The sequence below is a fragment of the Chitinophaga sp. genome (assembly GCF_035538455.1).
Lineage (GTDB): Bacteria > Bacteroidota > Bacteroidia > Chitinophagales > Chitinophagaceae > Chitinophaga.
The window spans coordinates 1-11,814 of sequence record NZ_DATLKJ010000257.1 but is presented as its reverse complement, the minus strand read 5'-3'; the positions used below and the strand labels follow the sequence as shown (position 1 = coordinate 11,814).

Below are 11,814 nucleotides of genomic sequence, written 5' to 3'. Positions count from 1 at the left end.
ATTGTCTTCCACATGGTCTGGAATACACCGGTAGAGCCGGTAAAGTGGATACCTGCGAAATGAGGATCAGAGAAACAGATGTCACCGATCAGCGGACCACCTGCATACACAAGGTTGATCACGCCCTCGGGCAGACCCGCTTCGATCAGGATCTTCATGATCATATTCGCGGCGAACACCTGTGTATTGGCAGGTTTCCATACTACCACGTTTCCGCACATTGCTGCGGAGGTAGGCAGGTTACCTGCGATAGCGGTGAAGTTAAAAGGAGTAACGGCCAGCACAAAACCTTCCAGCGGACGGTATTCAGTCCTGTTGTGGATACCAGGCGCGCTAACTGGCTGCTGGCGGTATATTTCGCTGAGGAAATGTACATTGTAACGGAGGAAGTCGATCAGTTCACATGCGCTGTCAATCTCAGCCTGGAAGGCATTCTTGCTCTGCCCCAGCATGGTAGCAGCATTCAGGTGATAGCGGTATTTGGTGGCGATCAGATCGGCAGCGCGCAGGAAGATACCGGCACGTTGTTCCCAGTCCATGTTAGCCCATTTTTCACGTGCTTCAAGTGCTGCAGTAATAGCAGCTTTCACATGTTCTGCCTTACCCTGGTGGAAATGACCCAGTTTATGTTTTATCTCATGTGGCGGACGGATATCAATAGTATCGCCAGTACGCACTTCTTTACCACCAATATACATCGGTATATCAGCCACCTCTGCTTTAAATGCGGCCAATTGCTTTTTCAACGCTGCTCTTTCCGGCGTTCCGGGTCCATAACTTAACACGGGCTCATTAGCGGGAGCTGCATACTCGAAATATCCTGTATTCATTTAATCAGATTTATTTGGTGTATCAATAAATGAAAATAAGTTTCCGCCGCAAATTTACGCCTAATTTGCAGCAGAAACCTACCAATTATTTGCCTCTTGTTATTAATTATTGTCCTCCTCCTTCTGCATCATGAGGTAGGCTTTGATAAAGCCATTAAGATCCCCGTCCATAACGGGTCCTACGTTACCTACTTCATGATCGGTACGGTGGTCTTTGATCATCTTGTAAGGATGGAAAACATAAGAACGGATCTGTGATCCCCATTCGATCTTCCGCTTATTGGCGTTAGCGGCATTCTTCAGTTCTTCTCTCTTTCTCAGTTCTTCCTCATACAAGCGTGATTTCAACATGGTGAGCGCCTTTTCGCGGTTCTCACCTTGTGTACGTGCCTGCTGGCACTCGATGATAATCCCGGAAGGAATGTGTTTTAACCTAACGGCGGTTTCCACCTTGTTTACGTTCTGTCCGCCCTTACCTCCCGATCTGTAGAATTCCCATTCCAGATCCGCCGGGTTCACCGCGATCTCAATGTTGTCATCTACTAACGGGTACACATACACGGAGGCAAAAGAGGTATGCCGGCGCGCATTGGAATCAAAGGGCGAAATACGCACCAGACGGTGTACACCACTTTCAGCCTTCAGGTGACCATAGGCAAAGTCGCCATCAAACTCCAGCGTAGCTGATTTGATACCGGCGCCTTCTCCATACTGTGTGTCGATCTCTGATACTTTCCAGCCTTGCTTTTCGCCATACATACGATACATGCGCAATAGCATCTCAGCCCAATCCTGGCTTTCGGTGCCGCCTGCGCCGGAGTTAATCGTAAGTACTGCGGGCATTTCATCTTCGGGCTGGTTTAAGGTCGACTTAAATTCCAGATCCTCCAATGCTGCCAGTGCTGCACCGTATGCCTGATCCACTTCTTCTTCAGCGGCTTCGCCTTCTCTGAAAAAGTCGTTCAGCACACTGCTGTCTTCAATAGCAGTATGCACTGAATCATAAAGGTCAACCCAGTATTTGTTTACTTTGATTTCCTTCAGGATGGAAGTTGCTCTGGCATTATCATCCCAGAATCCGGGGGCCAGGCTTAGTTGTTTGTCGTTTTCTATTTTAGCTAATCGGTCAGGGACGTTAAAGAAAACCTCCCAGGACATAAAGACGGTCCCTCATAGCTTTAAGTTGCTCTGCTGTCATAGCGGACAAATGTATATAAAAAATATCAGATTGTGTGCATCACATTCAATCATGCTAACTTTTATTTATAACCTTTAGCACAATTTTTGCTAAAATAGCGCCTGATCAGTAACCATTTCTTTGCATCAGTAAACTCGTCGGTGTATTATGGTATCCCATGAAACCCTTTACTACAAAAACAAATCGGTGTTCAATGCCATTGCATTCATCGTGATGATTGCAGTGAATGCGCTGGCCATAACGATTCCCATCAACGGAAAAAGTAACGGCGAAATATCTGCAGAATTCCCCAATCTCTTCACCCCCGCCGTATTCACATTCAGCATATGGGGCCTGATCTACTTACTGCTGCTGGCTTTCATCATATGGCAATTATGGATGGCTTTTTCAGGCAAACAACCAGAAATGTTATCAAGGGTGATGCACAGGATGAAAGAATGGTTCCTGATAACATCTATTCTCAATGCAGGCTGGCTATTTGCCTGGCATTACTATGCCATCCCGGTTACTATGGTACTGATGATCGCATTACTGGCATCACTCTATATCATTCATCTGAATTTCGGTATTGCTGTTATACCTGTATCGCAGGAAGAAAAATATTTCATACAACTCCCCTTTAGCATCTACCTTGGCTGGATCTGTATTGCGGCTCTCGCCAACCTGTCTGTGCTGTTCCTCTACCTGGGATGGACACCCGGTGTAAAGGAACAGGTATACACGGCTATCACCATGATCGCTGTCGGCACGCTGATCAATATATACATGATATTCCGCCACAACAATATCATTCATGCACTTGTTGCTATATGGGCTTTCTATGGCATTATCGTCAAGCGCAAATCAACAGATGTAATCGCGCATGAGCCCATTGTACACGCCGGTATCATTGCCATCGGGGTTATTGCCGTAGCTATCTCCTGGCAGTTTTACAGGAAACAGAAATCATAAATCATTAATTCTAAAAGCCTATTTTTGAGGCGCAAATAATATCAGCTATATGTTTCCATCTAACAGTCCTGTTGCCACCAAATCGTGGCAGGCATTGCAGAAGCATGCCGAAGAAATGAAAAAGGTACACATGCGTGCCTTGTTTATGGAAGACAAGGAACGTTTCAGCACGTTCTCCCTGAAGTTTGAAGATATCCTCTTTGACTATTCCAAAAACCTGATCACCGACGATACAAAGAACCTGCTGCTGACGCTGGCTGATGAAAGTGGCGTATCTGCCGCCATCAAAGCAATGTTCGGAGCAGAAAAGATCAACGTCACTGAAAACCGCGCTGTATTGCATACTGCGCTCCGCAACTTTTCCAACAAACCCGTGATGCTCGACGGCCGCGATGTAATGCCGGATGTAAAGAAAGTGCTGGGCAAAATGGAACACATCTGCCGCCAGGTACATACCGGCGAATGGAAAGGATATACAGGCAAGCCTATACGTTATATCGTAAACATCGGCATCGGTGGCTCCGACCTCGGCCCCGTTATGGTTACTGAAGCACTGAAGCCTTACTGGAAAGAAGGCATACAGCCCTACTTTGTATCCAACGTTGACGGCACACATATTGCCGAAACGCTGAAGAAGATCACGCCTGATGAAACCCTCTTCCTCATTGCATCTAAAACCTTCACCACGCAGGAAACCATGACCAACGCACATACTGCGCGCAACTGGTTCCTGGAACATGCAAAGGATGAAAAATATGTTGCCCTGCACTTTGCAGCGCTCTCCACCAACGAGAAAGCTGTGAAGGCATTTGGTATTGATACCAACAACATGTTCGAATTCTGGGACTGGGTCGGCGGCCGCTATTCTCTGTGGTCCGCTATTGGTCTGTCTATTGCACTGACCATCGGCTACGACAACTTCGTATCACTGCTCGATGGCGCACATGCGGTAGATAATCACTTCACCACCGAACCACTGGAAAGAAACATTCCCGCAATCATGGCGCTGGTGGGCATCTGGAACGGTAACTTCCTGGGCGCCGCTACAGAAGCTATCCTGCCGTACGACCAGTATATGCACCGCTTTGCCGCTTACTTCCAGCAAGGTAATATGGAAAGCAACGGTAAACATGTAGATCGTACAGGCGTTAACGTTAGTTACGAAACCGGTCCCATTGTATGGGGTGAACCAGGTACTAACGGCCAACATGCCTTCTATCAGCTGATACACCAGGGTACACGCCTGATCCCTTGCGACTTTATTGCGCCTGCCATCAGTCACAATCCTATCGGTGATCATCACGTGAAGTTGCTCTCTAACTTCTTCGCACAAACCGAAGCACTCATGAACGGCAAAACAAAAGAAGAAGTACTCGCAGAGCTGCAACAGGCCAATACATCCGAAGAAGAGATCAACCGCGTATTACCTTACAAAGTGTTCACCGGCAACCGTCCTTCCAACTCCTTCCTAGTAAAGGAGATCACACCGCGTTCCCTTGGTTCGCTGATCGCACTCTACGAGCATAAGATATTTGTGCAGGGCGTTATCTGGAACATCTACAGCTTTGATCAATGGGGCGTTGAGCTGGGCAAGCAACTGGCTGGCAAGATCCTTCCGGAACTGCAGCATGATGAGCAAGTGCTTAATCACGATGCCAGCACAAATGGGTTAATCAATGCATTTAAGCAGATGAGGAAATAGTTTCTCGCTTGGTGAGAAATAGAAACATCAATAAAAAACCCCCGGAGAAATCCGGGGGTTGATTTTATATTTTCGAGTAAAAAATATTACCATTTGTCTACGTCTTCAGCGCTATGTGACGGGGTAGCAACAACTGACGCTGCTTCTACAGGTGTTTCTACAGCTGCAGCCACTTCAGTTGAAGTTTCGCCTTCTGTATCATCCTGCTCTTCCTGCACATAATCGTGATTGTAGGCATCAAAATCGAAATCGGGCATCAACTCTGTTTTTACGTAGTTGATGGTTTCGGTCAATGCGTTCAGGAACTTGTTGAAGTCTTCCTTGTACAGGAATACCTTGTGCCTGTCGTAGCCGTTGTCATTAAAACGTTTCTTACTTTCTGTGATGGTCAGAAAGTAATCGTTTCCCCGAGTGGTCTTTACATCAAAGAAGTACGTTCTTCTTTTGCCCGCTTTCAATCGTTTAGAAAAGATGCTATCATTGTTTCTTTCCTGTTGATTGTTGTTTTCGTACGCCACAGTTGATAGATTTAAGTGTTAACGAATCAAATCCTGTTACAATAAGAGACAAATATACTATTGTTTTACAAATATCAAAATATTTTTAAATGATTTTGATAAAAGGTGTAAAACTCCCGTAACCGGCCGTAGCCGGGCTTATCCAAGACAATGATTGTTACTCAGTTACATTTTCTTCCTCTCCGGATTGCTGACGCGTATACAATTCTGCGTAATATCCATTCGATGATAATAATTCTTCATGCGTCCCCTCTTCTACGATTTTCCCTTCGTCCAGCACGATGATCTTGTCAAACTCAAAGAGGGCAAAGATCCTGTGCGTAATGATAATAGCTGTTTTATTTTTCAGATAGGCGTAAAGGTTACCGATGATCTCTTTCTCCGTGCGTGCATCTACAGCAGAGAGGCAGTCATCAAAGATCAGGACGTCGGGGTTCTTGATCAGTGCACGGGCAATAGAGATACGCTGCTTCTGGCCACCACTGAGGGTTACACCCCTCTCTCCTATCTCCGTATCAAAGCCTTCGTTGAAGCCGAGGATATCCTTTTCTACAGATGCCTGCCTTGCCGCCAGCTGCACAGACTGCATATCCGCTGCAGGATCACCAAACCGGATGTTGTTGGTGATACTGTCAGAGAACAGGAAGACGTCCTGGGGCACATAGCTGATCTGCGAGCGGAGGCTCTCCAGACGCAACTTCCTGACATCATAATCATCCAGCATCACACGCCCCTGCTGCGGATCATACATGCGTATCAGCAGCTGAGCCAATGTACTTTTACCGGAACCAGTACGACCTATTACCGCTACTTTCCGGCCCGGCTCAATACGCAGGTTCACATTGCTGAGCGCGGTAATACCCGTATGCTGATAAGTAAACGTTACATTCTCCAGGCGGATACCGCCGGCTGTCTCCGCTGACACCGCTTCCGGGCTGTCTTTAATCTCCGGTTGTATCTGTAAAAATTCGTTTATACGTTGTTGTGAGGCCGCCGCCCGCTGCACCATCGTGGCTACCAGCCCGATAGACAGGAAGGGGAACATCAGCATGTTCACATAAATGACAAACTCCGCCAGGTTACCCACTGTGATATTACCATGTATCACCTGTATACCGCCGATGCAGATGGTGATGATCACGCTCAGTCCTATCATCAGCGCCATAATAGGCTGGAAGAGTGCATCCGTCTTGGCCAGGCTGATAGAACTTTTCTTATATGTTTCACTGGACTCCTCAAAATGCTTCGCGCTGTCGTCTTCCTGCACATACGATTTGATCACACGGATCCCGGAATACGACTCCTGTGCAATGGAAGTGATATTGGATAACTCAGCCTGTATCTTTTCACTTTTATGATGCACGATGCGGTTCACATAGTAAATGGTAAATGCCAGGAAAGGCAGCGGCGACAAGGTATACAACGTAAGCACCGGGTTCACGTCCATCATCAGATACACGATGATCACGATAAGGAACAAGGTGCGGGACGCATACATAATGGCTGGCCCTACGTACATGCGTACCCGTGATACATCCTCCGTAATACGGCTCATGAGATCACCGGTACGGTGCATCTTAAAAAAGCCAAGGTGTAACCGTTGATAATGCTGATAGATCTCGTTCTTCAGATCATATTCAATATAACGGCTCATAACAATGAGCGTTTGTCTTTGCAGAAAGAGAAAGAAACCGCTCAGCAAGGCAAACAGCAGGATACTAACACCATAGAAAGCTAGTACCTGTGAGAAGGATGAACGGAAAGCGCCTTTAAGATGTGTGTCGCTCAGCATACGGTATTCATCCAGGTTGTGTGACAGCAGATCAAAGATCTGGCGTACAAAGATGGGCTGGAAAATGCTGAACACAATGGATATGGCGGTAAACAAAAGACCCAGTATGAGTCGCCATTTATAAGCCAGGAAATATTTATTCAGTGCGGCAAGATGTTTCAACGGCTAATCTATTTACGTACAAAAATAGGGCAATATATGGCAAAAAAAATCCTGTTATGGAAAACCCATAACAGGACTATATTTACATCAGTAATATTAGTTCAGGCTCTTCAGCGTTTCAACGATTTTCGCTTCTGCTGCGGCAGTACCCACATCTTCTTTCACAAAAGAATGGCCGGTGATGTTTTCAAACAGTTCGATATATCTTTCGCTTACGCTGTTGACAAATTCATCTGTCATTTCAGGCACCTGCTGTCCTTCTTTACCCTGAAACCCGTTTGCCATCAGCCATTCGCGCACAAACTCTTTACTGAGCTGCTTCTGTTGCTTACCGGCTTTCTGGTTTTCTTCATATCCTTCTGCATAGAAATAACGGGAAGAGTCTGGCGTGTGGATCTCATCGATCACGTAAATAGTATCGCCTATCTTACCAAATTCGTACTTGGTATCCACGAGGATCAGGCCGCGCGCTGCTGCCATTTCTTTACCTCTCTGGAACAGGGCCAGCGTGTATTTTTCCAGTCGCTCGTAATCCTCTTTGCTCACAAGACCCCGGGCAATGATCTCTTCGCGGGAGATATCTTCGTCATGACCTTCATGCGCCTTGGTAGTAGGCGTAATGATAGGCGCCGGGAAGAAATCGTTTTCTTTCAGTCCTTCAGGCATAGTAACCCCACAGAGTACACGTTGTCCGCTCTTATAGGTCCTCCAGGCATGGCCGGTGAGGTTTCCTCTTACCACCATCTCAACCGGGAAAGTTTCACATTTCAAACCTACCGTTACATTCGGCAACGGCGTTGCCTTTACCCAGTTGGGAACGATATCTTTAGTCGCTTCCAGCATAATGGCCGCCACCTGGTTCAATACCTGCCCCTTATAGGGAATAGGGCGGGGCAACACTACGTCGAATGCAGAGATGCGATCGCTCACTACCATTACCATCAGCTTATCATCAATGGTATACACATCACGTACTTTTCCCTTGTAGAATGCAGTCTGGCCCGGGAGTTTGAAATTTGACCCTAACATGAATAGAAATAATTAATAATTAAAGATTTGAAATCGCTGTTATGCCGTGCAAAAGTAATCACGAAATCATTCACTTGTTTATTTTCTTATTCAGATATTCTTCCCCGTTGGGGAAAACTGTTTTTTGCGGATAATGATAATATTACGGAAGATGATCATGCAGGAGAAGACAGCTGGACGCTGCTGCCTGCATATGGGCGCAGCAGACTGACTATTACATCATTTTCGGGATACTGGGTAAGGTATTCCCGCAGGGCGTCGGTATTGCCGGTATCGAGATGGAGCGGCAGGTACCCCATTCCATAGAAGCGGCCTTTCTCCAGTAGAATACAGCTTCGCTCTCCGCTGTGGCGGCCTTTATCGATAATCGTTACGGACGGCTGCTGTTGTTGCAGGAAGGCGATAGCCGCTTTCACGCGCTCATTGTAGCTGGCGGCGGCTTCCTGGTGCTCACAGGCGCCATGGCAGGTGGCAGCCGTAATACCGGTACAGGTGCCGTCGTTCTTCTGCAGGAAACACAATTTCGGACACAGCTCAAATTCGCGCACCAATGTGCGTAACAACCGATGGCCATCCACCAGGAGGTTGAAGCTGTGCAGGGGGTTGGAATACTTCCGCTTCTTTTCTATTACCAGCCGCATATAGCCGTGCTGGTCTTCAAAAAGGTAAAAGCCGTATTTGAATTCCACCCGCTTCTGGGCATAGTTGAAAATCGGCCACAGACGCTTGATCTCCACAGACTCCAGAATGCCAGCCATCAATTCAGTGGCGGTGACCTGGTAGGTGATATTATGAATCGTACGCAGGAAGTTCTGCCGTTGCCGGCTGGAATTATGCCCTGTAAAATGGCTGTTGACACGCTTCTTCAGGTTCTTCGCCTTCCCTACGTATACAATTTTTTCTTTATGATCGTGGAAATAATAGACGCCCGGCGCATCCGGCAGCTCCTTCACTTTTTCAGGGGATAGGTTTGGCGGCAGGAACTGCTCTTTGGACCCGGCTTTCAGGGCGCCGGCAATAGCGTTCTCCTTATCATTCTCCAGCAACAGGGCAAATAACTTCACGGTAGCCTCCGCGTCACCTGCCGCGCGGTGCCTGTCTTTCAACGGGATATTCATCTGGCGGCAGAAATTGCCCAGGCTATAGGAAGGCAATCCCGGGAAGATCTTGCGGCCCAGCCTGACCGTACAGAGCTTTTTTGAATGCAGCTCAAACCCGGCGGCAGCCAGATGATGCTTGATGAAGGAGTAATCGAAATTGACATTATGCGCCACGAAAATGCGGTCACGCAGCAACTCAAATACAACAGGAGCCACAGCCTCAAAGGGTGGCGCATCAGCCACCATACTGTTGCTGATCCCCGTAAGGGACTCAATGTAATAAGGAATGGCCCCCCCCGGATTCACAAGAGTCTGATAATGTTCCGTAATCTCTTTACCGTCAAACAGGTATATGGCGATCTCCGTTATGCCATTGGCGCTGGCATAGCCCCCTGTGGTTTCTATATCTACTACTGCATACACCTTACAAAGATAGTGGTTAGCCGTTAGTTGTCGGAAGCATTGATTATTTTTTATGCTACTTTCTTTATCCGGATAATGCAGGCGGTTCAAAGTAGTATCAGGGACCCGCACGATGCCAGACACCGGCAAACAATTTTCTATGTATAACGTTTATTTTATTTGAAAATTTCCGTACATCATCTGCCTGCGAACTTCCTGACAGTAAATTTATTAACTTTAATAACTCTCTTAAATAGTACATCAATAAAAGTATTTTATCCATTTATCACGATATAATATTGTCGGACATTTACATCGTCATTCAACTTTTTCATTTCATTAAAACTAAAATGCAAACAATCTATGGCAAAGCAACAATGGGTATCAGACGCAGATCACAGTGAACTTGGATTTAAGATCAGACATCTTATGATTACTAACGTAAGCGGTAAGTTCACCAACTTCCAGGTGGAAGCGGAAACTGATGAGGAAGACTTCCTCACCGCTAAAACCAAAGTGTCTGTAGATGTAGATTCTGTCTCCACAGGCAACACACAACGTGACGAGCATCTGCGTTCTCCTGAATTCTTTGATGTGAACAAATACAGGAACATTTCCTTTGTTGCAACAAAATATGAAAGCATAGACAACGATGGCTCTTACGCTTTATACGGAGATCTCACGATCCGCGACATCACCAAAAGCATTAAACTGGACGTGGAATTCGGCGGTGTGGTAAAAGATCCATGGGGTAATACCAAAGCCGGTTTTACGATCAATGGGAAGATCAACCGCAAAGACTTTGGCCTCACCTGGAACGGCGTTACCGAAGCGGGCGGCGTAATGGTGAGTGATGAAGTGAAGATCATGTGCGAAGTACAATTATTGAGAAAATAGTTACCAGCTGTTGGCCTTTAGCCGCTGATTGCCAGAAGCGAAAGGCTAACAGCTAAACCCTAACAACAATACATATGGATCAGGCAATAACTGGGCTGCATCATATTACCGCCATTGCCGGCAACGCCCGCAGGAATTATGACTTTTATACGAGAGTACTGGGATTAAGATTTGTAAAGAAGACGGTCAACTTTGATGATCCACATACCTATCATTTTTATTACGGAAATGCAACCGGTGAACCGGGTACTATCCTGACATTCTTTCCCTGGGAAGATATAGCACTGGGACGGCGCGGCACTCATATGGCTACAGAAATAGGCTATTCTGTACCGGAGGGCAGCATCGACTTCTGGCTGAAACGCCTCGAAGCAGAGAATATTATTTATAACAAGCCATCCGCTAAATTCGGCGAGATATACCTCACCTTCCTGGATCCTGATGGGCTGAAGGTGGAGCTTACCGTACCGGAAAAAACTGACAACCGCGTTCCGTGGGAAACACCGGCTATCACTGAAGCCAATGCCACCCGCGGCTTCCATCATGTTACACTGACCCTTGAAGATATTCAGCCTACAGCAGATCTGCTGGTATCGATGTTTGGCTACCAGCTGCAGAAACATCATACCAACCGGTATCGCTTCGGCACACCCGCCAACGAATACGGTGGCTACATTGATCTCGTGGAAGCCAAAGGCGAACCACGCGGACACGTAGCTGGCGGCAGTGTTCACCACATCGCCTTCCGTATGAAAGACGATGCCACACAAATCCATTACCGCCAGCTCCTTGCGGAGCGCGGACTGCACGTCACAGAACAACTGGATCGCAAATATTTCCGCTCCGTATATTTCCGGGAACCCGGCGGCGTACTGTTTGAACTCGCAACAGATGCTCCCGGCTTTACCGTAGACGAATCTTCTGCCGAACTGGGCACACACCTGATGCTGCCCGATGAGTTTGAAGCGAAACGTGCGGAAATAGAAGCGCACCTTGTAAAACTGGATTGATATGGGCTTCCAGCCATTGAAATATAAATGGCTTACAGATGATTTTAAACAGACAAAATACATGGACGAAGAAGTAAAGGTAAGTATTGAAAATACCCCTTACCAGGTTTCAATAGAAGCCCGCGATCACCGCTGGCTGGCCGACGAGCCATACGATGTGGGCGGCGATGACACAGGCCCCAACCCCGGAGAACTGCTGCTGAGCAGCCTGGGATCATGCACT

Annotated in this window: 11 protein-coding genes; 5 read left to right on the top strand and 6 right to left on the bottom strand. The window is 47.0% G+C overall.

Annotated elements, in window-relative coordinates; genetic code table 11:
* Together VM802_RS29725 and prfB are read right to left on the bottom strand one after the other, a co-directional pair.
* A partial coding sequence (locus tag VM802_RS29725; protein WP_325537692.1) for an aldehyde dehydrogenase family protein occupies window positions 1-830 on the bottom strand: 830 nt, incomplete at its 3' end.
* A gap of 102 nt (window positions 831-932) precedes the next feature.
* A protein-coding gene (prfB, locus tag VM802_RS29720; RefSeq protein ID WP_325537690.1) for a peptide chain release factor 2 occupies window positions 933-2,028 on the bottom strand; the annotation gives its coding sequence in 2 pieces (ribosomal slippage) (window positions 933-1,967 and window positions 1,969-2,028; 1,095 coding nt in all).
* A gap of 147 nt (window positions 2,029-2,175) precedes the next feature.
* Here prfB and VM802_RS29715 point away from each other — a divergent pair.
* Together VM802_RS29715 and pgi are read left to right on the top strand one after the other, a co-directional pair.
* Window positions 2,176-2,979 carry a TspO-related membrane protein gene (locus VM802_RS29715; RefSeq protein WP_325537688.1) on the top strand — a complete coding sequence of 268 codons (804 nt, stop codon included), beginning with the start codon at window positions 2,176-2,178 and terminating at the stop codon, window positions 2,977-2,979.
* 49 nt (window positions 2,980-3,028) lie between these two features.
* Window positions 3,029-4,681, top strand: coding sequence for a glucose-6-phosphate isomerase (gene pgi / locus VM802_RS29710; RefSeq protein WP_325537686.1), 1,653 nt, complete (start codon window positions 3,029-3,031; stop codon window positions 4,679-4,681).
* Window positions 4,682-4,767: 86 nt separating this feature from the next.
* Here the strand turns inward: pgi and VM802_RS29705 are convergent, their stop codons facing one another.
* The 4 genes from VM802_RS29705 to VM802_RS29690 form a co-directional block, all read right to left on the bottom strand.
* The gene (locus VM802_RS29705) at window positions 4,768-5,199 is read right to left on the bottom strand and encodes a DUF3276 family protein (protein WP_325537684.1); all 432 of its coding nucleotides are present in this window, start codon (window positions 5,197-5,199) and stop codon (window positions 4,768-4,770) included.
* A 157-nt stretch (window positions 5,200-5,356) separates the two neighbouring features.
* Window positions 5,357-7,153: an ABC transporter ATP-binding protein gene (locus VM802_RS29700; RefSeq protein ID WP_325537682.1), complete on the bottom strand. Its 1,797-nt coding sequence runs from the start codon at window positions 7,151-7,153 to the stop codon at window positions 5,357-5,359.
* Between the two features lie 96 nt (window positions 7,154-7,249).
* Window positions 7,250-8,182, bottom strand: coding sequence for a phosphoribosylaminoimidazolesuccinocarboxamide synthase (locus tag VM802_RS29695; protein WP_325537680.1), 933 nt, complete (start codon window positions 8,180-8,182; stop codon window positions 7,250-7,252).
* A gap of 155 nt (window positions 8,183-8,337) precedes the next feature.
* On the bottom strand, window positions 8,338-9,828 hold the full coding sequence (locus VM802_RS29690) for an exonuclease domain-containing protein (protein ID WP_325537678.1): 1,491 nt from the start codon (window positions 9,826-9,828) through the stop codon (window positions 8,338-8,340).
* Window positions 9,829-10,047: 219 nt separating this feature from the next.
* On the opposite strand from VM802_RS29690, the gene VM802_RS29685 reads away from it, so the two are divergent.
* The 3 genes from VM802_RS29685 to VM802_RS29675 form a co-directional block, all read left to right on the top strand.
* On the top strand, window positions 10,048-10,581 hold the full coding sequence (locus VM802_RS29685; protein ID WP_325537676.1) for a YceI family protein: 534 nt from the start codon (window positions 10,048-10,050) through the stop codon (window positions 10,579-10,581).
* A 74-nt stretch (window positions 10,582-10,655) separates the two neighbouring features.
* Window positions 10,656-11,591, top strand: a complete 936-nt coding sequence (locus tag VM802_RS29680) for a ring-cleaving dioxygenase (protein WP_325537674.1) — start codon at window positions 10,656-10,658, stop codon at window positions 11,589-11,591.
* Window position 11,592: 1 nt separating this feature from the next.
* Window positions 11,593-11,814, top strand: a 222-nt coding sequence (locus VM802_RS29675; RefSeq protein WP_414647144.1) for an OsmC family protein, incomplete at its 3' end; no start/stop codon positions are given.